23 protein-coding genes are annotated in these 22,476 nt (G+C 69.3%); 13 read left to right on the forward strand and 10 right to left on the reverse strand.

Going from position 1 to position 22,476, the window contains the following annotated elements; translation table 11 throughout:
- Nucleotides 1-13: 13 nt before the first annotated feature.
- Entirely contained in the window at nucleotides 14-1,693 is a 1,680-nt protein-coding gene (locus FKO37_RS19025; RefSeq protein ID WP_037820735.1) for a PQQ-dependent dehydrogenase, methanol/ethanol family, read from the forward strand.
- A gap of 357 nt (nucleotides 1,694-2,050) precedes the next feature.
- Here FKO37_RS19025 and FKO37_RS19030 read toward each other — a convergent pair whose 3' ends face one another.
- Nucleotides 2,051-3,445 (reverse strand): DNA-binding protein, encoded by a 1,395-nt coding sequence (locus tag FKO37_RS19030; RefSeq protein WP_037820736.1) that lies wholly within the window; start codon nucleotides 3,443-3,445, stop codon nucleotides 2,051-2,053.
- A 483-nt stretch (nucleotides 3,446-3,928) separates the two neighbouring features.
- On the opposite strand from FKO37_RS19030, the gene FKO37_RS19035 reads away from it, so the two are divergent.
- A complete protein-coding gene (locus FKO37_RS19035) occupies nucleotides 3,929-5,380 on the forward strand; it encodes a DNA-binding protein (protein WP_037820738.1) in 1,452 nt (483 codons plus the stop codon).
- Nucleotides 5,381-5,569: 189 nt separating this feature from the next.
- Here FKO37_RS19035 and rpe read toward each other — a convergent pair whose 3' ends face one another.
- On the reverse strand, nucleotides 5,570-6,226 hold the full coding sequence (gene rpe / locus FKO37_RS19040) for a ribulose-phosphate 3-epimerase (protein WP_134734447.1): 657 nt from the start codon (nucleotides 6,224-6,226) through the stop codon (nucleotides 5,570-5,572).
- Nucleotides 6,227-6,391: 165 nt separating this feature from the next.
- Between rpe and hxlA the strand changes: the two genes are divergently transcribed.
- The 5 genes from hxlA (at nucleotide 6,392) to FKO37_RS19065 (ending at nucleotide 12,543) form a co-directional block, all read left to right on the forward strand.
- Nucleotides 6,392-7,018: a 3-hexulose-6-phosphate synthase gene (gene hxlA / locus FKO37_RS19045; protein WP_238605283.1), complete on the forward strand. Its 627-nt coding sequence runs from the start codon at nucleotides 6,392-6,394 to the stop codon at nucleotides 7,016-7,018.
- A gap of 102 nt (nucleotides 7,019-7,120) precedes the next feature.
- The gene (gene tkt / locus FKO37_RS19050) at nucleotides 7,121-9,223 is read left to right on the forward strand and encodes a transketolase (RefSeq protein WP_238605290.1); all 2,103 of its coding nucleotides are present in this window, start codon (nucleotides 7,121-7,123) and stop codon (nucleotides 9,221-9,223) included.
- Nucleotides 9,224-9,528: 305 nt separating this feature from the next.
- The gene (hxlB, locus tag FKO37_RS19055; protein ID WP_037819249.1) at nucleotides 9,529-10,116 is read left to right on the forward strand and encodes a 6-phospho-3-hexuloisomerase; all 588 of its coding nucleotides are present in this window, start codon (nucleotides 9,529-9,531) and stop codon (nucleotides 10,114-10,116) included.
- Nucleotides 10,117-10,160: 44 nt separating this feature from the next.
- A complete protein-coding gene (gene glpX, locus FKO37_RS19060) occupies nucleotides 10,161-11,129 on the forward strand; it encodes a class II fructose-bisphosphatase (protein WP_134730768.1) in 969 nt (322 codons plus the stop codon).
- A gap of 31 nt (nucleotides 11,130-11,160) precedes the next feature.
- Nucleotides 11,161-12,543: an ATP-dependent 6-phosphofructokinase gene (locus FKO37_RS19065; protein WP_238605291.1), complete on the forward strand. Its 1,383-nt coding sequence runs from the start codon at nucleotides 11,161-11,163 to the stop codon at nucleotides 12,541-12,543.
- A 10-nt stretch (nucleotides 12,544-12,553) separates the two neighbouring features.
- On the opposite strand, the gene FKO37_RS19070 is transcribed toward FKO37_RS19065, so the two are convergent.
- Nucleotides 12,554-13,174, reverse strand: coding sequence for a CBS domain-containing protein (locus tag FKO37_RS19070; RefSeq protein WP_238605292.1), 621 nt, complete (start codon nucleotides 13,172-13,174; stop codon nucleotides 12,554-12,556).
- 46 nt (nucleotides 13,175-13,220) lie between these two features.
- A complete protein-coding gene (locus FKO37_RS19075; RefSeq protein WP_037819255.1) occupies nucleotides 13,221-13,619 on the reverse strand; it encodes a VOC family protein in 399 nt (132 codons plus the stop codon).
- Here FKO37_RS19075 and FKO37_RS47780 point away from each other — a divergent pair.
- Together FKO37_RS47780 and FKO37_RS19080 are read left to right on the forward strand one after the other, a co-directional pair.
- The gene (locus tag FKO37_RS47780) at nucleotides 13,618-13,986 is read left to right on the forward strand and encodes a helix-turn-helix domain-containing protein (protein ID WP_374204460.1); all 369 of its coding nucleotides are present in this window, start codon (nucleotides 13,618-13,620) and stop codon (nucleotides 13,984-13,986) included. The two genes, FKO37_RS19075 and FKO37_RS47780, sit on opposite strands and share 2 nt — an antisense overlap.
- Before the next feature lie 773 nt (nucleotides 13,987-14,759).
- Nucleotides 14,760-15,284 (forward strand): hypothetical protein, encoded by a 525-nt coding sequence (locus tag FKO37_RS19080; RefSeq protein ID WP_037819342.1) that lies wholly within the window; start codon nucleotides 14,760-14,762, stop codon nucleotides 15,282-15,284.
- A 204-nt stretch (nucleotides 15,285-15,488) separates the two neighbouring features.
- On the opposite strand, the gene FKO37_RS19085 is transcribed toward FKO37_RS19080, so the two are convergent.
- The 4 genes from FKO37_RS19085 to FKO37_RS19100 all read right to left on the reverse strand — a co-directional run bounded on the left by FKO37_RS19085 (nucleotide 15,489) and on the right by FKO37_RS19100 (nucleotide 19,075).
- Nucleotides 15,489-16,145: a response regulator transcription factor gene (locus FKO37_RS19085; RefSeq protein WP_037819257.1), complete on the reverse strand. Its 657-nt coding sequence runs from the start codon at nucleotides 16,143-16,145 to the stop codon at nucleotides 15,489-15,491.
- Complete coding sequence (locus FKO37_RS19090; protein ID WP_078870749.1) at nucleotides 16,142-16,762, reverse strand: sensor histidine kinase KdpD; 621 nt, start codon at nucleotides 16,760-16,762, stop codon at nucleotides 16,142-16,144. Before FKO37_RS19090 ends, FKO37_RS19085 begins: the two co-directional genes overlap by 4 nt.
- 196 nt (nucleotides 16,763-16,958) lie before the next feature.
- Nucleotides 16,959-18,203: an APC family permease gene (locus FKO37_RS19095; RefSeq protein ID WP_238605293.1), complete on the reverse strand. Its 1,245-nt coding sequence runs from the start codon at nucleotides 18,201-18,203 to the stop codon at nucleotides 16,959-16,961.
- A complete protein-coding gene (locus tag FKO37_RS19100) occupies nucleotides 18,200-19,075 on the reverse strand; it encodes a carbon-nitrogen hydrolase family protein (RefSeq protein WP_238605294.1) in 876 nt (291 codons plus the stop codon). The genes FKO37_RS19095 and FKO37_RS19100 overlap by 4 nt, the downstream gene beginning before the upstream one ends.
- Nucleotides 19,076-19,150: 75 nt before the next feature.
- Between FKO37_RS19100 and FKO37_RS19105 the strand changes: the two genes are divergently transcribed.
- Together FKO37_RS19105 and FKO37_RS19110 are read left to right on the forward strand one after the other, a co-directional pair.
- Nucleotides 19,151-19,855, forward strand: a complete 705-nt coding sequence (locus FKO37_RS19105) for a FadR/GntR family transcriptional regulator (protein WP_238605295.1) — start codon at nucleotides 19,151-19,153, stop codon at nucleotides 19,853-19,855.
- A 150-nt stretch (nucleotides 19,856-20,005) separates the two neighbouring features.
- Entirely contained in the window at nucleotides 20,006-20,230 is a 225-nt protein-coding gene (locus tag FKO37_RS19110) for a hypothetical protein (RefSeq protein ID WP_037819265.1), read from the forward strand.
- Between the two features lie 3 nt (nucleotides 20,231-20,233).
- Here the strand turns inward: FKO37_RS19110 and FKO37_RS19115 are convergent, their stop codons facing one another.
- A complete protein-coding gene (locus tag FKO37_RS19115) occupies nucleotides 20,234-20,647 on the reverse strand; it encodes an alpha/beta fold hydrolase (protein ID WP_238605296.1) in 414 nt (137 codons plus the stop codon).
- A gap of 211 nt (nucleotides 20,648-20,858) precedes the next feature.
- Between FKO37_RS19115 and FKO37_RS19120 the strand changes: the two genes are divergently transcribed.
- Together FKO37_RS19120 and FKO37_RS19125 are read left to right on the forward strand one after the other, a co-directional pair.
- The gene (locus FKO37_RS19120; protein ID WP_238605297.1) at nucleotides 20,859-21,812 is read left to right on the forward strand and encodes a helix-turn-helix domain-containing protein; all 954 of its coding nucleotides are present in this window, start codon (nucleotides 20,859-20,861) and stop codon (nucleotides 21,810-21,812) included.
- A gap of 19 nt (nucleotides 21,813-21,831) precedes the next feature.
- Nucleotides 21,832-22,005, forward strand: coding sequence for a hypothetical protein (locus tag FKO37_RS19125; RefSeq protein ID WP_238605298.1), 174 nt, complete (start codon nucleotides 21,832-21,834; stop codon nucleotides 22,003-22,005).
- Between the two features lie 64 nt (nucleotides 22,006-22,069).
- Here the strand turns inward: FKO37_RS19125 and FKO37_RS19130 are convergent, their stop codons facing one another.
- Nucleotides 22,070-22,471, reverse strand: a complete 402-nt coding sequence (locus FKO37_RS19130) for a hypothetical protein (RefSeq protein ID WP_238605299.1) — start codon at nucleotides 22,469-22,471, stop codon at nucleotides 22,070-22,072.
- Nucleotides 22,472-22,476 lie beyond the last annotated feature (5 nt).

Consider the following 22,476-nt stretch of genomic DNA (forward strand, 5'->3'; position numbering starts at 1 on the left):
GGGAGGAACAGCCATGACCCTCGAATACGTCGACGCCGGCCGGGCGTTCAACCACAACAAGCTTTCCAACATGCCGCACAGCGCTCCGGACGTGACGAGCGGCATCAACTACGAGCGCATCCTTCAGGCGCGCAGCGAATCCCAGAACTGGATCACCTATTACGGCGCTTACGACGGCCAGCGGCACAGTCTGCTGGACCAGATCAACGCCGACAACGTCAAGAACCTGAAGGTCGCCTGGATCCACCAGGCGAGCGCGACCGGCGTGATCGCCTCCACCTCGACCTACGCGTTCGAGGCGTGCCCGATCGTCGTCGACGGCGTCATGTTCGTGACCGGCTGGGACGGCTGGCTCTGGGCGCTCGACGCGCGGACCGGCGAGCAGCTGTGGCGCTACAAGCACGCGATTCCGGTCGACGTGACGCTGTGCTGCGCGAACGTCAACCGCGGCTGCGCGGTCGCCAACGGCAAGGTCTACATGGTGACCCAGAACGCCCAGCTGGTGGCTCTCGACGCGACCAACGGCGAGAAGGTCTGGCAGAAGACCATCGGCGACGTGCGCGCGGGCGAGAGCGCTTCGATCGCCCCGCTGGTCATCAAGGACACTCTGATCACCGGTTCCGCCGGTGGCGAGTACGGGGTCCGCGGCCACATCGACTGCTGGGACCTCGAGACCGGCGAACAGCGCTGGCGCACCTACACCGTCCCGAAGCCGGGCGAGCCCGGCTCGGAGACCTGGCCCGCCGACGGCGAGGCATGGCAGCGCGGCGGCGCGAACCACTGGGTCACCGGCACGTTCGACCCTGAGCTGAACCTCTACTACGCGGGCACCGGCAACCCGGCTCCCGACTTCGACGGCGAGGTCCGCGAGGGCGACAACCTCTACACCGACAGCGTGGTCGCGCTGGACGTCGACACCGGCGAGATCAAGTGGCACTACCAGTTCACCCCGCACGACCTGTGGGACTACGACTCCACGATGGAGATGACCCTGTTCGAGCGGGACGGCAAGAAGCTGCTGGCCCACTTCGACAAGAACGGGTACATGTTCGTCCTCGACCGCACCAACGGCGAACTGCAGCACGTCACGCCGTTCGTCGACCGGATCGACTGGGGCGTCATCACCCGCGACGGCAAGGTGACGCCGCGGAAGTACCCGGACAAGGAAGGCGAGCCCTGTCACTTCTTCCCCGGCCCGGCCGGTGCGAAGGAATGGACGCACGCGTCGTACAACCCGGACCACGACCTGTTCTACGTGCCGGTCGCCGACGTGGGCGCCACCGCCACGCGGCGCCGTCGCGAGTTCAAGGAAGGCATGCCCTACTGGGGAGCCGCCGTCGAGGTCGACATCGACAACATGGCCGGTTCGGTCAGCGCGTTCGACTCGCACGGCGAGGAGAAGTGGCGCTACCGGATGGATCTGCCGATGGCCGCGTCGACGCTCAGCACCGCGGGCAACGTGGTGTTCGCGGGCACGCCCGCCGGCGAGTTCATGGCGCTGCACGCCGAGACGGGCGAGAAGCTCTGGAGCTTCCAGTGCGGCAGCGGGCACCACAGCAGCCCGAGCACCTATTCCCTCGACGGCAAGCAGTACATCACGGTGCCGGTCGGCTGGGGCGGCTGGCTCGAAGGCATTGTGCCCGGCATGTCCGGCCAGGGGCACGGCGCCGCGGTGATCACCTTCTCGCTGTGACCGGAGAATCGGTGTCGGCGGGAGGCTTCAGGAAAATTGCCGGGAGTTTCCGTTAGTGCCCGCCCGGTGCTCGAATCGCCCCGACGATTCGAGCACCGGGCGGGCTTTTTTCCCGATAAGCAACGACCGGAAAGGTGAGCTGGAATGAGCCAGTCGTCGACGGCGAAGCCGGAACGCGGAGCCGAACTGCTTTCCTGCTGGAATTGCGGGGAGGATTACCGGCAGGAGGACCGTGCGCGCCATACCGAACCGGTGCGGTGCGGGCCGTGCATCGTGTGCGCCGGAAAGCCGGCGTGCTGCAGTTGCCGTCTCATGTATTGCGTGTGCGAGGTGCACCGGTACCGCGGCTGAAGAGCCTCAGATCGCCAGCGCCCGCCGCACCGCCGGGGTGTTCCGCCGGGAAACCGGCACCATGGTCTGTTCCTGGTCGTCCATGACGAGGAACAGCTCGCCCTTGTAGCGGCGTTCGACCTCGCGGATGCGGCTCAGGTTCACCACGTACTGGCGGTGCACTCGCAGGAAGCCGGCGTCGCCCAGTTCGGTTTCGAGCTTGTCGAGGCCGGGAGAGGCGGAGCGCAGCCGTCCCTGGTCGGTCGACAGCCACACGTCATTGCCGTCCGACTGGGCGAACGAGACTTCCGGAAGCCGCAGCAGCACCATGCGGTTTTCGCGGGTCGCGACCATCCGGTGCGGCTGCGCCCGCTGAGGGCCGTCCTCGCCGGACCGGGGCAAGGGAACGCCTTCCGACGTCCCGAAGGTGACCAGGTTGCCCAGCAGGTGCCCGGACAGGAACACCGGCCGGAAGCTGATCGGCATGGGTTCGGCGGCGAGCCTGGTGAAGATCTGCGTCGAGCCGAGCCAGTCGTGATTGCGCGTCGCCTGTTTCGCGGCGTAGACGGAAGCCTGGATGAATTCCGGCAGTTCCGGTTTCCACCGCACGGCGGGATCGGGGGCGGGCGTCGAGCCGGGAATGCCGAGAAGCACGCTCGCCGTGTCGTCGGCGAGCACCACCCGCCCCGAGGGATCGACCGCGGCGAGCGCCGCGCTCGAGCGCGCCCTGGCGTCGTTGAAGGAAGCCATCAGCTGGGCGCCGTCGTCTTGGGCGCGCCGGCGAAGAATGCGCTGGGTCATCGTGGCTGCGTTGCTGAGCCAAGCCCCGGCCGCGCCGGGAAGATCCCCGCGCCAGCACGAGATGTTGAGCACCGCGACCGATTCCCTCGTCACCACGTCCCGGATCGCGACACCGGCGCAGTTCCAGTCGTGGAACGCCTGGCACCAGTGTTCCGCGCCGCGGATCACCACCGGCGCGTAGGACATCAGCGCGGTGCCCATGCCATTCGTTCCGGTGGCCCCTTCGGACCAGCAGAACCACGGCGCCAGGTTGGCCTCGGCGGCGACGGTGCGGGTGGCCGGGTCGCCCCATTGGGCCAGGACCCGTCCGCTCGCGTCGGTGATGGTCACGATGCCGCCGCCCGCATTGACCTCGTGCGCGAGCGCTGCGGCGCGGAAGCCGAGTTCCGCGATGACGACGTCGCGCTCCAGTGCCTGGTCGACTTCGGCGACGGCCACCGGAGCTTCGGTGAGGAGCGGATCGACCCGGAACTGGTCCCGGCACCGGTGCCAGGAAATCGCGACCTCGGGCCGCACGCCGCGGAGGTCGTCCTCGCCCCGGGCGAAACGTTCCCAGGCCTGGTACACCGTTGCTTCGCCACGGTTGCGTGCTGCCGCGTCGAGCCGGCGTACGTCCGCCATGTGAGACCGCCTTTGGTCCGGTGCAGATCCGAACGGGTGCGGCCCGGGTCGTCCGGGCGCTCACGGAAGCTAAGCTCCGGCTCGGCGCGGCGGCAAGCCGAGCGGGATGACTGCGGGCGAATGCCGGATGAACGGCGGCGGAACGAGGACGACCGGCGGTCGTCCTCGCACCAGCGGCGGACCGGCCCGGACCGGGCCTGCCTGCCCTACCCTTCGGAGCGCGCGGCGTGCGCTTGACCTGGGCGGCGCCGCACGGAACGATTTTCCGCCGAACGGCCACGAGCCGGGAACATCGTCCCGTATGACGGGAAATCCGGATCGCCCGCCCGCGGCGGGACAACGATCTTGTTTGTCTACAACTTCGTGACTGGGCGACGCGGACATGTCTTGTAATGCCGCGCTACGCCGAGTTACGTTGGTTACCGCTGTCACAGCCCGGCGGTCCCAGGGGACCCCGGTGCTCGAGGCGACGAGGAGGTCGCGATGACCGTGAGCGTGCCGCCGTTGGCGATTGCACCGAGTGAGTCCGGCAGACGCGGCGACCTGGCGGGCGGCTCGCTGGAAACCTCGTCGTCAGCGAGAGAAGTGGCTCAGGCCTGGGAGAGCTTCGCCGCGGGAGAGGACATCGAAACCGGCGTCCGCCCGGAGATCCTGGCGTCGTGGTACCGGTGCCGGGACCGCTACGAGGTGGACCGGACGCTGGACGTCGCGCCGGGCGCACGGGGCGACGACATCCAGCGCCTCGACAACGGCGTCATCTTCACGACGCTCGGCGGCCTCGGCGCGCTGGCCGGTCGTGAAGTGGAGCAGGACGGCGCCGTGGTCACGGTCGCGGACGGCGACGGGCGCGTCCTCGGCGCGTGGGGCGACCCCAGCGCGCGGCGGCGGGCCGAACTGCACAACCTCGCCCCGTGGTCGTCCTGGTCGGAGCAGTGCACCGGCACGAACGGGATGGGCACTTCGCTGGAAGTGTCCGGTCCGGTGACCGTGACCGGGCCGGAACACTGGTGCGAAGCGTTCCACCGGTGGTCCTGCGCGGGCATCTCGGTCCGCGACGTGGTGACCGGTTCGCCGGTCGCGTCGATCAACATCTCGCGGTGGAACGCGGCGTTGTCCGAACTGGTGCCCGCGTGGCTGACGAAGGCCGCCGCCTGCGTCGAGCAGGAGATCTACCGGCGCGCCATTTACGAGGCCGACAAAGTGATCTCCGAGTTCAACCGCAAATGCGATCAGGTCGCCGATCCGTTCCTGGCGATGGACCGCGGCGGCAATGTGATCGCGGCGAACGACGAGGCGGTGTCGCTGCTCGGGCTGACTCCCGAAAGCGGTATTTCGCCGGGCGCGACCGAACCGGCGAAACGCTGGACCCCGGACATTTCCGGGCTTCCCGAAGTAGTGCGGTGGGCCAAGGAACGCGCGCAGGGGCCGGCTCGCTGGAGCGGCTACGCGTGCCTGCCCGTGAGCCCGGGAGAGGACGCCACCCCGGTGACCCTGCGGCCGGTCCTCGACTCGGACCACGTGGTGGGGATGCTGTGCGTGTTCGGGGTGCGAGAAGGGGAACCGTACGAGGAACGCGCGGAAGCCGCGGTCGGCCCGCTGCCCCGGCGGATCGTCGGGATCCGCAACGAGCGGCTGGTGCTGCTCGCCCCGTCGGAGATCCGCTACGCCGAGGCCGACCGGAACATCGTGTGGCTGAACACGGAACGGGGAAGGATCCAGGCCGCGACCCGGGGACTGGACAACATCGAGCGTTCCCTGCTGTCCTGCGGGTTCAGCCGGGTGCACCGGCGGTTCCTGGTGAACCTGCGCCGGGTTGCCGAGCTGGAACGGGGCATCAAGGGCGAGCTGTTCCTGATCATGGACCCGCGGTCGCACGAGTCGGTTCCCGTGTCGCGGCGGCAGGCTCCCGAGCTGCGGAGGATGCTCGGCATCTGAGGTCCGCGGCGGGAGAGGCGATCGGGCGCACGGGAGCGCCCGGCAGCCGAAGCGCGGCGGCGCGGGCGCCCTCGTGCGGAGGATGCCCGGCGGCCGGACTTCGCGGCGGCAGGAACCCGTGCCGCGGAGGACGCCCCGGCAGCCAGGCCGGTCTCGCGGCCGCGGCCTCCTGCCCCGCGGGGCCGCGGCTCAGCGTTTGGCGCTTTCTGCCTGCCTGCGCAGCCCTTCCACGGCGCGGGCCGGGTCGTCGGCCGCGTACACCGCCGAGCCGGCCACAAAGCAGTCGACGCCGGCCTCCGCCGCCTGTTCGATCGTGTCGCCGTTGATGCCGCCGTCGATCTCCACCACCAGGTTCAGGTGCCCGGTGTCGACCAGCCGCCTCGCGGTGCGCGCCTTGTCCAGGACCTCGGCGATGAACTTCTGCCCGCCGAACCCGGGCTCCACCGACATCACCAGCAGGGTGTCGTAGTGCTTGAGCACGTCCAGATACGGCTCCAGCGGGGTGTTCGGCTTGATCGCGAGTCCTGCTCTCGCTCCTGCCGCGTGCACGTTCTTCGCGAGCATGACCGGATCGTTCGCGGCTTCGACGTGCACCGTGACGTTGTAGGAACCCGCTTCCGCGTACCCGATCGCCCACCGGTCCGGGTTTTCGATCATCAGATGGCAGTCCACCGGGATGTCCGTCGTCGCCAGCAGCGACTGCACGACCGGCAGGCCCAAGGTCAGATTCGGCACGAAATGCGCGTCCATGACGTCGACGTGCAGCCAATCCGCACGTCCGTGCACGGCGGCCGCTTCGTCGGCGAGCCGCGCGAAATCGGCGGAGAGGATGGACGGGGCGATCAATGGTTTATTCGACACGAGACAAATCGTAATTTCGGTTCGCCGCCGACGGGCATTGCTTGTGCGTATCGGGGGATTGCTTTTGCGCATGTGGCGCGGTGTTGCCGGAAACGGACCGGCGAGGCGATGGTGGAACGGAGTTCATCGACGACGGCGAAGGAGTTTGTTGTGCGGTTGCAGGTTGCGTTGGATGTGCTGGATGTGGGTTCGGCGTTGGCGTTGGCGCGTCAGGTGGCGGGGGAGGTGGATATTTTGGAGCTGGGGACGCCGTTGGTGAAGTCGGCGGGGATTGCGGCGGTGACGGCGGTGAAGGCGGCGCATCCGGACAAGCTGGTGTTCGCGGATTTGAAGACGGCGGACGCGGGGGAGTTGGAGGCGACGCTGGCGTTCGAGGCGGGGGCGGATCTGGTGACGGTGATGGGGGCGGCGGACGACGACACGGTGCGGGGTGCGGTGGCGGCGGGTCGCAAGTACGGGAAGGAGGTGGTGGCGGACATGATTTCGGTGACCGAGGGCCGGGTGGCGCGGATCCGGGAGGTGGCGAAGCTGGGGGTGTCGTTCGTGGAGATCCACGCGGGTTTGGACGAGCAGGCGCGTCCGGGGTATTCGATCGAGGCGTTGCTGGCCGACGGGCGGGAGGCGGGGGTGGCGTTCTCGATCGCGGGCGGGGTGAAGGCCGCGACGATCGGGTTGGTGAAGGAGGCGGGCGCGGCGGTGGCGGTGGTCGGGGGCGGGATCTACAACGCGCCCGATCCCGCCGCCGCGGCCCGCGAACTCCGCCGCCTCACCGCCTGACCACACCCGCCCGCTGCGCGCCGGACAAGCGCCGGCGCGCAGCGGAGCGGATCTGCTTTTCCGAAACCCACCGAGAATCGACATCATCGGGAGTGCGCTTCCATGGCAGCAAACCAATCCCCTGACGAGATTGCCCGCTTGACCGCCAAGCGGCTCCCGGAAGACTGGAGCGGTCTGGACGAGCGTGCGGTGGACACCGTCCGCTTGCTGGCGGCGGACGCGGTCGAGCGGTGCGGGAGCGGGCACCCGGGCACCGCCATGAGCCTCGCGCCGGTCGCTTACGCGCTGTTCCAACGGGTTCTGCGGCACGACCCCGGCGACCCGGAGTGGATCGGGCGCGACCGGTTCGTGCTGTCCGCCGGACATTCCAGCCTCACCTTGTACATCCAGCTGTACCTCTCGGGCTACGGCCTGGAACTGGACGATCTGAAGGCGCTGCGCACGTGGGGTTCGCTGACCCCGGGCCACCCCGAATACGGGCACACGAAGGGCGTCGAAATCACCACCGGCCCGCTCGGTCAAGGCTTGGCCAGCGCGGTCGGCATGGCAATGGCGGCCCGCCGCGAGCGCGGCCTGTTCGATCCGGACGCCGAGCCGGGCACGAGCGTGTTCGACCACCAAGTCTACGTGATCGCCTCCGACGGCGACATCGAAGAAGGCGTCACGTCCGAGGCGTCGTCGCTCGCCGGAACCCAGCAGCTCGGCAACCTCACGGTGATCTACGACAGCAACGAGATCTCCATCGAGGACGACACGCGCATCGCGCTGTCCGAGGACACCGCGAAGCGCTACGAGGCCTATGGCTGGCACGTGCTCACTCTGGACGGCGGCGAGGACGTAGCCGGGTTCCTCGGCGCGATCGAGCAAGCCAAGGCGGAGACCTCCCGTCCTACGCTGATCGTGCTGCGCACCGTCATCGGCTACCCCGCCCCGACGAAGATGAACACCGGCGGGGTGCACGGCTCCGCACTGGGCGCGGAAGAACTCGGCGCGGTCAAGCGCGCTCTCGGCTTCGATCCGGAGCTGAGTTTCCAGGTCGACGACGAGGTCTTGCGCCACACCCGCGAAGCAGCCTCGCGGGGCCGGGCGGACCACGAGAAGTGGCAGCTCGAATTCGACGCCTGGGCACGAAGCAACCCGCAGGGCAAGGCCCTGCTGGACCGCCTGGCCAAGCGCGAGTTCCCGGCTGGCTGGGCGGCCGATCTGCCCGTCTGGGAGCCGGGCGAACCGGGGGTCGCCACCCGCAAGGCATCGGCCGCGGTGCTGGCTGCGCTTGGCGGGGTGCTGCCCGAGCTGTGGGGCGGCTCGGCGGATCTGGCCGAGAGCAACAACACCACGATCAAGGGTGCGGATTCCTTTGGCCCGGCCGAAATCTCCACCGACGCCTGGACCGCCCAGCCCTACGGCCGCACGCTGCACTTCGGCATCCGTGAACACGCGATGGGGTCCATTCTCAACGGCATCGCGTTGCACGGCGGAACCCGTCCGTACGGCGGCACTTTCCTGATCTTCAGCGATTACATGCGCCCGGCGGTGCGCTTGGCCGCGCTGATGGAACTGCCGGTCGTCTACGTGTGGACGCACGACTCGATCGGCCTCGGCGAAGACGGCCCGACGCATCAACCGGTCGAGCACCTGGCCTCGTTGCGGGCGATCCCGGGAATGTCGGTGGCTCGCCCCGCGGACGCGAACGAGACCGCGTACGCCTGGAAGGCCGCGCTGGAGAACACCGGAGGCCCGACCGGGCTCGCGCTCACCCGGCAGAACGTGCCGACGCTGGAGGGCACCTCCGCCGACGGCGTTGCGCGCGGCGGCTACGTGCTCGCCGAAGCGTCGACCGGCACGCCCGAGCTGGTGCTGATCGGCACCGGTTCCGAAGTGCAGCTGGCGGTAGCGGCCAGGAAGATCCTCGAGGACGAAGGGATTCCCACGAGGGTCGTGTCGATGCCGTGCGTGGAGTGGTTCGACCGGCAGGATCCGGCCTACCGGGAAAAGGTGCTGCCTCCTTCGGTGCGGGCCCGGGTGGCGGTCGAAGCGGCGATCGCCCAGCCGTGGCACCGGTTTGTCGGCGATGCCGGCGAAATCGTGTCGCTGGAGCACTTCGGCGCTTCGGCGGATTTCACGACGCTGTACAGCCAGTTCGGCATCACCGTCGACGCCGTGGCGGAAGCCGCACGCCGAAGCGTGCGTTCCGTTCGGCGGTGATGTCGTTGCCGCGGGCGGCAGGAGGATCCGGGAACATCCGCCCGGAACGCGTCCACAAGGGCTGATGGGAGCCTCCTGAACGGTACGCCCGCACGAAGCGGCCCCGGCGGTGTTTTCGCCGGGGCCGCTTCCTTTTCGCCGTCATTATTCGTGATCCCAATCAGGGGATAGCTTTTCCTGATGCCGCAAGGCTTGCTGGCCGGACCGGCAGTGGAGAATCCTTGTGGTCTAAGCAGATTGGTCCGCGCGATGGCCGCGCAGGCGACGCCCCAAGGTCGCCCGCCCGCGAGTGGAGGAAGATCTCGTTGACGAACACGATTCCCAAGAAACTGGACGCTGCGCTCTTCGCCGGAGCGACCCGCGCGGTCGTCGGAGAGGTGGACCGGGTGAGCGCGGCGGTGCAGTCCGCGTCGTGGCTCCGAGCCGGCGCGCTGCTGCTCAAGGCGCCGGCGGTGTTCACCATCGGCACCGGGCGGAGCGGCCTCGCGCTGCAGATGGCCGCGATGCGGTTCATGCACCTCGGGCTTCCGACGCACGTCGTCGGCGAGGTGACGGCTCCGGCGATCGGCGAACGGGACGTCCTGGTCGCGGCATCGGGCTCCGGGTCGACCGCTCGGGTGGTGCGGGCCGCGGAGACCGCTCGGGCCCAGGGCGCCGACGTGATCGCGCTGACCACGGCTCCCGAGTCGGCGCTGGCCAAGGCCGCGACCGAGGTGCTGGTCATCCCGGCCGCGGACAAGCAGGACTTCGACGGCAACTCCTCCGTCCAGTACGCGGGCAGCCTGTTCGAACAGTCCGTCCTGCTGATCACGGATTCGCTCTTCCACGCGCTGTGGCAGACCAGCGGCACTCAAGCCCGCGAACTGTGGCGGCTCCACGCGAATCTCGAATAGCGGCCTCGCCGTCCTGATGCGACCGACCGGAATGGGAGCCCGAAATGCACTGTCAGACTGAGGCCGCGCCGCGCACGTGCGTCGATGTCCACGCGCTGGAAGCGGTGGCGCTGGCCGCGACCCGCAGCGCCGCCGTCGCCAGCTACGGCTGGGTCGGCCGGTACGACCAGAAGGCCGCCGACGCCGCTGCCACCAAGGCGATGCGCGAAGCGCTGGCGAAGGCTCCCGGCCGGGGAACCGTGGTCATCGGGGAGGGCGAAAAGGACGACGCCCCGATGCTGTTCAACGGCGAGATCGTCGGCACCGGCAACGGCCCGGATTTCGACATCGCGGTCGATCCGCTGGAAGGAACGTCCTTCTGCGCCAAGGATCTTCCCGGCTCCCTGGCGACGATCGCCTTCGGCGAGCCGGGCACGCTCTGGTCGCCGGGGCCGGGGTTCTACATGGACAAGATCGTCGTGCCCCCGCAGGCGAAAAACGTCGTCGATCTCGACGATCCGCCCGAACGCACCCTGGCCAACGTCGCCGCCGCGCTCGGCAAGAAGGTCAGCGAGCTCCGGGTGATGATCATGGACAAGCCGCGGCACCAGGACCTGATCGCCCGCGTGCTGCGGGCGGGCGCGGCGGTGCAGACCCCGGCGGGCGGCGATGTCGGCGGAAGCCTGGCCGTGCTCCTGCCGACGCTCGACGTCGACCTGCTGCTCGGCGTCGGCGGCACGCCCGAAGGCGTGATGACCGCGGCCGCGGTTCGCGCGCTGGGCGGCGGGATGCTGGGCCGCCTCGCCCCGCAACGGGACGAAGAGGCGGACGCGATCCGCGCGGCGGGCATGTCCCTCGACCGCGTCTACGAATGCGACGAACTCGCGGCAGGCGACGCTTTCTTCGTCGCGACCGGGGTCACCGGGGGCACGCTCCTCGACCGCCCCCGGAAATGCGAGGGCAAGACCACCTGCGAATCGCTGCTGATTTCCCGGGGCGAGATCCGCTACCTCACCCACACCACCTTCGAGTGACCCACGCTGTCCGCACGACCAGGGAGATCCGGTGACGTTGCATTTGGACGACCTCCGCGTTCGTCATCTCGGCGAGTGTCGTTACGATTCGCCGCTCGCCGAGATGGTGTCGACGAAACAGACCTCTCCGCACTATGTCGCCGAGGGCGACCGGGTCCTGCTCGAGGACACCGTGTCGATGCTGGCCGGGCACCGCCTCCCGCCGGCGCGCCTTCCGAGCTTCGAAGGGGCGGGCCCGCGCCGGAAGATCTACTTCGACCCGGCACGCGTCACCGCCGGGATCGTCACCTGCGGAGGGCTGTGCCCGGGGCTGAACAACGTCATCCGCGGCCTCGTCCAGGAACTCGCGGTGCACTACAAGGTGAAGCGGATCCTGGGCTTCCGGAACGGCCTGCAGGGGCTGACCGCCGACCATCGGCACGACACCGTCGAACTGACGCCGGCGCACGTCCGCGACATCCACAAGGACGGCGGCACCATCCTGGGCAGCTCGCGCGGCGGCCAGGACGCCGACGAGATGGTCGACAGCCTCGTTCTGCGGGGCGTCGACGTCATGTTCGTCATCGGCGGCGACGGCGGGATGCGCGCCGCGACGTACCTCAGCGACGCGATCCGGGCGCGCGGCCTCGACATCGCGGTCATCGGGGTGCCGAAGACCATCGACAACGACCTGCCCTTCACGGACCAGTCCTTCGGTTTCCAGAGCGCGTTCGCCCGGGCGACGGACTTCATCTCGGCGGTTTCCGTCGAAGCCGCGTCCAGCCCGAACGGGGTCGGGATCGTGAAGCTGATGGGCAGGCATTCCGGGTTCATCGCCAGTTACGCCGCGCTGGCCGCCAACGGCGCGGACATCGTGCTGATCCCGGAGATCCCGTTCGCGCTGGAAGGACGGGACGGACTGCTCGCCCACGTCGAGCAACGCGTGCGGGCGAAGGGCTACGTCGTGATAGTGCTGGCCGAAGGGGCCGGTCAGGAACTGCTCGACCGGCCCGGCGCGGCGCACCGGAACGGGCGCGCCACGGACGCGTCGGGCAACGTCAAGCTCGGCAACGTGGGGGAACTGCTCAAAGACCGCATCGCCGCGCACCTGACCGCGGCAGGCCTTCCTCCCACGATGCGTTACATCGACCCGAGCTATGCGATCCGGAGCATCGCGGCCAACCCCTACGACAGCGTGTATTGCCTGCGGCTGGCGCACGCGGCGGTGCACGCCGCCATGGCGGGCCGTACCGCGGCGGCCGTCGCGCGCTGGCGGCGGCGCTTCGTGCACGTCCCGCTGTCGTTGATGACCAGCCGCCGCAACCAAGTCGACCCCGATGGCGACCTGTGGCTGTCGGTGCTGGAAACCACCTGCCAGCCCGCGGAATTCGGCGCCGCGGCGGGCCGGGAGAAAGTGCCCATGGGCTTTTGCTGAGCGGCCGGGTTCACAGTGCGTGCGCGGTGCGGTCGTCGAAGCCGAAGTCGAGTTCATCGCTGACGGCGACTACCCCGCGCACGCACTGTGCGCTCCGAACAGCTTGCTCGGCAACGCTTCTCAGCCCGACCGTGCCGGTGAGCGTCACGACGCCATCGGCGACCCGCACCGTGACGCCTTCCGGCGCACCGGCTTCGGCCTCGGCACGGATGTCGGCGTCCGACCGCAGCAACGCGGACAGGACGTCGCGGTGGGAGATCAGCCCGACCAGCCGGGCGGCCTGATCCACCACGCACAACTGGGCGGGCTTGGCGTCCGCGAGCCGTCGGAGCGCCACGTGCAGGGGCGCGTCGGCGGCGATCGTGGGCGCGGGGGCCGTCATCAGCTCGCCGGCAGTGCGCGCAAACGCTTTTCGCCACCGGCTCCGGCGGCGCGGCCCGCCGAACGCGGGCAGCCGGTCCGCGCCGCCGTGGAACTCGCTCTTCGCCGCCACGTCGGCCGCGGTGACGAGCCCGATCGGCCGGCCGGCCGGATCGACGACCGGCAGCGCGGGCACGCCGTGTTCGAGCAGAGCCGTGACGAGGTCCCGGAACGAGGTGTCGCGTCCGGCCGAGACGACCTGGCGTGCCATGACGTCGGCTACTCGCTGATCGCACATCGCTTTCCCGGTGGCCTGGTCATTCCGGACCGGCGAAGAACTCGAGCGCGATGTTGTCCGGATCGCGGAACGAAACGCCGCTGCCGTAGTGCGCTTTCTTCACCCCGCCGTGCGAAATGCCGAGCTCGTCCAGCTTCCGGGCCCATCCGGCCAGCGCGGCGTGCGATTCGACCGCGAACCCGATGTGGTCCAGCCCCGTGCGGCGCTCGTCCGCCCGGTCCCGGGTTTCCTTGCCGTGGTGGGTGTGCAGCCCGAAGAGCATGCCGCCGCCGAGAGCGAAGACCGTGTGGTGGAATTCGCCGCCTTCCTCGTCCTCGTCCAGGACGGGCCCGGCGCCGAACAGCCTCGTGTACCACTCGGTGCTGCGCTGAAGATCGGACACGGTGATCGCGATGTGCTGCAAACCTGGGAAAGCCATGTGCACCCCTTCGCGCGGTCGGCATGCCCGCTCGCATGCGGACGTACCGGTGTTCTTACCAGCCGCCGCGCGGCCGGAGCCCGCTCGATCGAACGGGCGGCGGAGGGACCGGGACGAGCGGGCGGCGGGGCCGGATGAACGGGACGCAGGCACTGGAGAGGGACGGGACAGTCCGCTGGCTGTCCAACCCGGCGCGACGGTGGTGCGGACCGCCGAGCAACTCGGCATGGGCCGCGCCACGGTTTACCGGAAGCTGGCACAGTACGGGAGGGGGTCTCTCCAAACCCAAGGGATTTTGCTGCTGATGCTCACCGCTGACCTGCGTTTTCGCAGGTCAGCACATCGTTCGGCCCAGGAGGACTCATAATCCCTTGGCCGTCGGTTCGGGCCCGACCCGGCTCACTCTGACTTCCCTTTTATAGGGTATGACCTGCGGAAACAGCCTCGGAAACGATCTTGACGCGAGGCCTCGCGGAAGCACTGGAAACGAGCACAGCGCTGGTAACCCAAGGGATTGTTCGAGTAAGCCTGATTTCATGACCGTCGTTGAGGCGCCCGTGGAGGTGCTCGAGAGCTGGAGCGGTATTTCGAACATCTCCGCCAACGGCCGAACTTTCGCACCGGAGAGTCGCTGGCGCACAGCTGCATCGCGCAGCTCCCGCTCCGCCCGCAACGTCTCGTGCTTCATCCCAGCTCGCGAGCCACCTGCGCCAACGGACGAGCCGACGACCTCACCAACGCCACCGCATCCCGCTGGAACTCTTGCGGATACTTCGACGAACCAGACACAAACACATCCTTCCCCAGGCCAACACCAAGGATCAGTGTGTCGGCCGGCGAGCTGATCGATCGAGTGTGGGACGGCACGCCGCCGTTGCGCGCGCATGCCGCGCTTTACAGCTACTTGTCGCGGCTGCGGACAGTGTTGCGGGAGAACGGCAATGCGGTTCTGGACCGCGCCAGCCGCAGCTGTGTCCTAGCCGTCGACGACGAAGACGTGGACCACGGCCAGTTCCGCCGCCTGGTGGCGCGGGCGCGCGAACGCGGCCAAGGAAACCGACACCGCCGTTGTCCGCGACGTCGTATCCGGGTCGCTCGCTCCGGCGGATCGAGGACACGGCGCGACCTACGATGACGAGCATGGAATCGATGTCCGCCCTCGTCCATCTGGTCAGTCTCTTCATCAACTTCCGGGACTTCGACTTCGGCGAGGGATCCCATCATGGCTACCGCTGGGTTGATGCCAAGCATTTCCAGTTGCCGGCCGAGGCGCCGCAGGACCGAGATGTACTAGCGGCCTTGATCGCACACCCTCAGTTTCGGGACACGTACGACGGTGCCGGCGTTCAAGACTGGCCGCGCCATGGCCAGTGGTGGCTTCATCGCATCACCCCGGACGACTACGAGACGGTCGATGCCGCGACGGCAGTCGGCGTCATCCGCTCCTGGGCCAGCCAGCACGGGAACGTCCCAGAGCCGCTCGAAGCACGCCTGCGCCAGGAGATCTACCGCCCGATCCGCAAGGCGACCAGCACATACCTGTTGGGACAGCTTGCGGAGGACGCGCTCCACGACTATGGCCCGATCCATATCGACTACCACGAACTCGTCGTCATCGACCGGCCCGCGGCGTCGCTCACTCTCCTCGTCGCAGCCGACGATTGACCCCGCGACATCACTGCCGCCCGCGCTCGAAAAGGGGCAGTCGCGTACCCGACTCCACCATTAGTTTTCAGTCCCGCCGAGGAAATGGGGAGAAACGCGAGTCAACGTCTCACAGCGCCGAGATGGATATGTGGATCGCCCAGTTCGGCAAATGGAGATGCAAAGATCGAATTATTCCGCCGCGTGCCCTCGCGGGTCGGCCGGCTAGGCGATCCGATAGCCGATTCCCGGGGTCGTGGTGATGATCGGCGGGTTGCCGAGCTTGCGCCGCAGCCGGCCGACCGTGACCGTGACGGTGTTGGTGAACGGGTCGGCGTTCTCGTCCCACACCTGTTCGAGCAGGGTCTCGGCGCTCAGGAAACCGGGACTCGCCCGCAGCAGCGCTTCGAGAACCGCGAACTCCTTCACCGAGAGGCTGAGTTGTCGTCCGTCGCGTACGACGGTGCGGCGTACCGGGTCCAGCTCGATCCCTGCCGTGCGCAGGGTTCGGGGACGTGCGTGCGGTTTGCGACGGGCGAGCGCCTGGATGCGCAGGATCAGCTCCGGGAAGTGGAAGGGCTTGGAGAGGTAGTCGTCGGCGCCCAGAGTCAGCCCGCTGACCCGGTCGCCGGGCGCGCTCGCCGCGGTCAGCATCAGCACCATCGGCCGGTCCGCCCGTTCGGTGATCATCTGGCACAGCGTGTCGCCGTGGAGACCGGGCAGGTCTCGGTCCAGGACGACGACGTCGTGCGCGGTGAGTTCGAGTTTGGCGGAGGCAGTCAGTCCGTCGCCGGCGAGGTCGACCGCCATTCCTTGGTCCCGGAGCCCCTCCGCGACGACCTCGGCGAGGGCGCGGTCGTCTTCGACGACGAGGATCCTCATGCCGGGACCGGCGTCTTCACGGCCGGCAGGGTGATCGTCACGCGCAGGCCGCCTTCGGGACGGGCGAACAGCGCGAGCCGGCCGCGGTGGGCGGCGGCGACGGCGGCCACGATCGACAGGCCGAGTCCTGAGGAGCCGGTGCGTTCCTCGCCCAGCCGTTCGAAGGGCTGGGCCAGCCGGTCGACCTCTCGTTGGTCGAGGACGCGTCCGCCGGTCTCGACGGCCAGCACGGTCTCCTCCTCGGTCGCGGACCCGGTGACCTCGATCCAGCCGCCTTGCTCGTTGTGCGCTACGGCGTTGTCGATGACGTTGTCCACCAACCGCGCGAGCAGGGCCGGGCTGCCCTGGGCCGTCGTCGCCGGGGGCAGGTCCACCGTCACGGTCAAGCCTTTCTCGCGAATGTCGGCGAAACGTTCGCGCCGTGCCGCGTCGACGAGTTCGCCGAGGTCGACCCGGTCAGCATCGGCCAGCGCCCCGTGTTGCGCTCTGGCCAGCACGAGAAATCCGTCGAGCAGGTGATCGACTCGATCCAGCTGGGGACGCAGCCGGTCCGTGAGCGCGATTGTCGAAGCGGCTGAATGGGGCTTGGCGATCGCGACGTCCAGCGACGCCCTCATCGTCGCTAGAGGCGTGCGCAGCAGCTCAACGGCAACGGCAACGGCGCGCCCACCCGACCAACGCCGTCGCAGCGAACGCGGAACGTGTTTCCCAGGAAGGGCCAACGTTTCCGGGCTACTCGTCGAAGGTCATCTCCGGCGGTGGACGGCGGAATCCGCGGGTGATCGCGGCCAGCACCACGATTCCGATGCCCAGCTACACCAGGCCGAAGACCAGCGCGATGCCGTCCAGGTTGACCAGCAGCCACAGGTCCACCACGACGCCGATCAGCGGGAAGACCAGCCAGGTCAGCGCTCGCTTTCCGGTGCGGTCGCGCAGCCAGGTCGCGAGCACGCTGAGGTTGACGAACGTGAACGCGGTGAACGCGCCGAAGTTGATGAACGAGGTCGACGTGCTCACGTCCAGTGCCAGCGCTGCCAGCCCGACCGCTCCGGTGAGCAGGATGCCGAAGGCCGGTGTCGCGAACCGCGGGTGGAGTTTGCCGAAAACGCGCGGCAGCACGCCGTCGCGGCCCATGGCGAACATCAGCCGCGACGCGCTGGCTTGTGCCGCGATCCCGGACGCGAACTGCGCGACCACCAGACCGGCCAGGAAGACCGACGCGAAAAGGTCGCCGCCGATCGTGGTGGCGATTTCGAAGGCTGCCGAGGATTCGTCGGCGAACGCGCTGCCCGGGTGGGCCAGCTGGGTGAAATAGGCGAGGGCCACGAAGATCCCGCCGCCGATCAGCGCGGTGAGCAGGATCGCGCGGGGGATCGTCCGCTGCGGTTCGGTGGTTTCCTCGGTCAGCGTCGTCACGGCGTCGAAGCCGAGGAACGAGTACGTCGCCAGCGCGGCGCCGCCGGAGATCGTGCCCAGCGTGCTGCCCGCGTGGAAGAACGGCTGCGTGCTCGCTAGCGCCTCGCCGGCGTGCAGCACATGCCTGATCGACAGCGCGACGAAGAAGCCGATCACCAGCAGCTGGAACGCCATCAGCACGAAGTTGGCTTTTTCGGCGACTTTGATGCCCAGCACGTTGAGCAGCGTCGTCAGGACGATGAAAGCGATCAGCCAGACCCAGCGCGGCACTCCGGGGAACTCCGCCGACAGGTAGGCGCCGCCGATCAGCCAGATCACCATCGGCAGGAAGAAGTAGTCGAGCAGCACCGCCCAGCCGACGAGGAAACCGGCGCGCGCGTCGATGGCTTTCCGGACGTAGGTGTAGGCCGAGCCGGCGACCGGGTGCGCGGCCGCCATTTTCCCGTAGCTCGCGGCGGTGAACAGCATCGCGACGAGGGCGAGCAGGTAGGCGGAAGGCACGGTGCCCGCGGTGGTCGCGGCGACGATGCCGAACGTGCCGAGCACGATCAGCGGGGCCATGTAGGCGAGGCCGAACAGGACGACGCCGGGAAGGCCGAGCCGGCGCCGCAGCGCGGCCGGGGCGGTGGACGTGGCGGTCATCGGTCGTCTTCTCCTCGGGGGCTCCAGCGGCCCGGGTCGATCCGGCCCTGGTAGAGCGGCAGGTGCACAGGGGCGTCGGCGGGGCGGAACTGCGCCCACATCCGGTTGGTTCCGGCGGTGCCCTCGCGGCGGACGCGGGGCACGTCGTCGAGGTCGATCGTGTGCGCCAGGACGCCTTCGGCTTCGCCGGGCAACGCGGCGAGAACCTCGCCCTCGGGCCCGACGAGGACGCTGTCGCCGCGGCCGAACGGCCCGGCGGTGTTCACGCTCGCGACGAAGACCTGGTTGACGATGGCGTTCGCCCGGGCGAGCACGAGTTCCTGCGCGCGGTCCGGAGTGGTCGTCTGGACGGGGTTGAGCACTATCTCGGCGCCCATCCAGGCGAGGTGCCGGGCGACTTCGGGAAACCAAGCGTCGTAACAGATCGAGAAGCCGATGCGGCCGGTGCCGGGCAGGTCGGCGACGACGAAACGGTCGCCGGGGTCGTACGGCTCGTGGGGGCGCCAGGGGAAAATCTTGCGGTACCAGCCGGCCAGTTCGCCGCCGGGGGAGAAGAGCAGGGCGGTGTTGAACAGTTCGCCGCGGTCGCCGGCTTCGCACACCGTGCCGGGCGCGAGCCAGATCCCGAGATCCCCGGCCAGTTCGGCGAGTTCCCGGGTCCGGGGGCCGTGCAGCGGTTCGGCGGTTTCGCGGAGCTGCCGGGTGCGGTCGTCGCCTTCGCCGTCGACGCCGCAGAGGTGCAGTTCGGGGAAGGCGGCCAGGCGGGTGCCCGGGAACCGGTTCAGCAGGGACTCGACCTCGCCGGCGAACCCGGGGGTTCCGGCGGGCCGGGGCGGCGCCTGGGCGAGGGCGATCGGCAGTGGTCGCGGCATGGACGGAAAATAGACCATCTTGAACACTTAAACAAGAGTGCTCATCATGAGCACTTTGTGCGGTACGGTCGTCGCATGACCACGGCAGACCTCAATTCCCCCGCGGTGACCGGGATCCGGCGGCTGTCCGCTTTGGACACCGTGCGCGCGCGGATCGCGCTCGCGGTGGAGCTGGGCCTGCTGGCGCCGGGGGAGCGGCTGCCGTCGAACGCGGAGATCGCGCGGGCGCTGGACGTCGCGGAGATCACCGTGCGGCGGGCACTGGAATCCCTGGCCGAGGACGGCGTGATCGAACGCCGTCGCGGCCGGGGCGGCGGCACGCTGGTGGCCGAGCACCCGCCGGTGCGGCGGGTGCGGGAGGTGGGCGCGTACCGGGCGTCGGCCGCCGAGGTGCGGGAGCTGATCGACCACCGGCTGGTGCTGGAGTCCGGGCTGGCGCAGCTGGCGGCCACTCGGTCGCCGGACGTCCCGCGCCTGCGGGAGCTGGTGGCCCGGATGCGCGATGCAGCCGGCTGGGCCGAGTTTCACGAACTGGACACGGAGTTCCACCGCGCGGTGGCGGTGCCGGGGCCGGCCGCGGCAGTGCGGCAGTACGAGGTCGTGCTGAGGGAACTGCACCGGTTTTACCTGCCGTACCCGATGCCGAAACTGCGCGAGTCCAACCGGGAGCACGCGAGACTGGTGGACGCGCTGGAAGCCGGCCGCCCGGAAACGGCGGCCCGCGTCGTGCGCGCCCACGTCGGCCGCCTGCACGAGACGATGTTCGTCGGCCTGGAATGACCCGGCCGCCGGTGCTGACTGTCTGGAACACTTTTCTGGTCCAGTGGCCATGGGCCCTGCTGCAGGAGTTCTCCAGCAGCAGGGCGGTGTCGGCAAACGCTCGTTTGCCGACACCTCGGAAAGGGCGACGCCGGTCAGGCGCGGGCGGCGGTGTCGATCAGGTCGGCGATGGGGCTGGGCTGGGATGCCAGCGACGCGTGGCTGGCGTCGAGTTCGATGGTGTGGCGGGCGTTGATTCGCACCTGGGACCGGACCGACTGGCTGATCGCGGCGATGGACCCCGCCCTCGGCCGGGCACTGACCGCTATGCACCGCGACCCGGCCCGCCGCTGGACCGTCGCCGACCGTAGGTGGACGCTTACTGCGTCGCAATGACGGCTACGTTGTGAAGAAATCGGCGAGGGCTTTGGCGATTTGGCCAGGGGCGTTTTCCGTGGGGATGTGGTCCGCTCGCGGGATGCGCACGAGCGTGGTTCGCGGGATCTCCAAGGCGAATTTCTCGGCGTACTCCACTTTTTCGAAGCTGTCGTCCGCGCCCCAGATCAGCAGTTTGGGCGTCGTGGACCGGCGCAGCGCGGGGACGAGATCGAGGGTGTAGCGGTTGTCGGCCGCGCCCGCCATCGTCAGCCAGGAGCGGCGGACCCGGGGGTTCGTCCACGGATCCAGATACTCGGCGATCAGCTGTTCGGTGGCGGCGTCTGCCAGTGCCGAGGCCACGGCCTGCCGGCGGGCGGCGAGGAGTTCGTCGGCGGTGACGGCCGCTGCGACCGCCGGGTCCCGGAACCGTGCCACGTGGGGTGCCGGCCAGGAGTCGTAGTCCCGTGCAGCAGCAGCACCACCGGGCCGTCCCGCCCCGCGGTCAAGTAGCTGGCCGCTGCACCGTCAACCTGGACCTCGGTCCGCGACACGCCTGTTCCACTGGCTTCGCTCATCCGACCACTGTGACCGGGGGCTGGCTTCGATGCCGAGAGTCCAAAATGACATCCTTGGGTATATTCCTGCCATGGCCCGTCATCGGGTGGCAGCCCTGCTCAACGCGCCCCAGTCGCCCTTCGAACTCGCGTGTGCCGCCGAGGTCTTCGGCACCGCCTGGGAGGACGTGCCTGCCCGCTACGACTTCCGGATCTGCGCCGAGTGTCCCGGTCCGCTGCGGACCACCGCCGGTTACACGATGCTCGTCGACTGCGGGCTCGAGGCCCTGCAGGAGGCGGACACCGTGATCATCCCCGGCTGGCAGCCGGCCGACGCACCGGTGCCGTCGGCCGTCACCGAGGCGCTGCGGGCCGCTCACCGGCGAGGGGCGAGGATCGCGGCCATCTGCACGGGGGCGTTCGTCCTCGCCTGGACCGGACTGCTCGACGGACGCCGCGCGACCACCCACTGGCGCCAAACCGACCGGCTCGCCGCCGCTTTCCCCGAGGTGACGGTTGACCCGGACGTGCTCTACGTGGACCACGGCGACGTGGCGACCAGCGCCGGAACCGGGGCGGGGATCGACCTGTTGCTGCACCTCGTCCGTGCGGACCACGGCGCGGCACACGCCGCCCGGATCGCCCGGAACATGGTGCTGCCGCCGCATCGGGACGGCAGCCAGCTCCAGTACGCCGCGCAGCCCGCCCCGCCGAGAGCCGACGAGTCGTTGGCCCCGCTGCTGCAGTGGGCCACCACTCAGCTCGACACCGAACTGACCGTGGCCCGGCTCGCCGGACGGGCCGGGCTGTCGAACCGGACGCTCGCCAGGCGGTTCACCGAGCAACTCGGCACCAGCCCGGGACAGTGGCTGCTCGGCCAGCGCCTCGACGCGGCACGGGTGCTGCTGGAACAGACCGCCCTTCCGGTGGAGACCATCGCCAACCGGGTCGGGCTCGCCTCGGCGGTCAACCTGCGCCGCCACTTCCGGGCACGGCTCGGAACCACGCCTGGCGCTTACCGGCGGATCTTCGGCGAAACCCGGTAGGCGAAGAAGGACCCAGGCCATGCTCATCGCCCAGCTCGATCCGGCCGACGCGAAGGAAGCCGCGGTCCGCGTCGAGGCGGCTCAGCTTCTCGAAGTCCGGCGGCTGGCCTATCCGGCTGCCGAGCGCGCCCGCGGGTGTGGCGGGCCGCCGACGAGACGTTCCAGACGGCGCTTGATCCGCGCGGGATCATGAATCCTGGCAAGGCACCGGGCTTCTGACCGTCCACTGTAGACCGTGAAGGGCGGGGAGGCGAACCTCAGAGAGGCAGCTGGCTGAGTGCGTGCACCAGCTTCTTGCCGGTTTCGACGGCGCCCTCGTGTGCTCCGGTGAGCAGGCCCATCGCGAGCTGGGCCAGCAGGCCCTTCAACGCGGTGAGGCCCTTGCGGACGATGCCTCGGTCCGGCTCCGGCTTGACCACCTCGGCGAGGACGGCGTCGGCGGTTTCGCGGGCGTCGCGGGCGTCCGCTTCGGGCAGCCCGAGGCTGCCGAGTTGCCGCTTGACCTCGGCGACGACCTCGGCGACGGTTTCGAACCCGGGCGCCACTTGCTCGGTGTGCGCGAGGTTCTGCGTGACGTTCCGGTTGTTCCACGCCAGCTGCGAATTGTGCACGCCGCCGTGGATGACCGGGCCGTGGTGATGGTGTTCTTCGGTGGGCACGGGTT

Source organism: Amycolatopsis sp. Poz14 (assembly GCF_006704225.1).
Classification (GTDB): domain Bacteria; phylum Actinomycetota; class Actinomycetes; order Mycobacteriales; family Pseudonocardiaceae; genus Amycolatopsis; species Amycolatopsis nivea.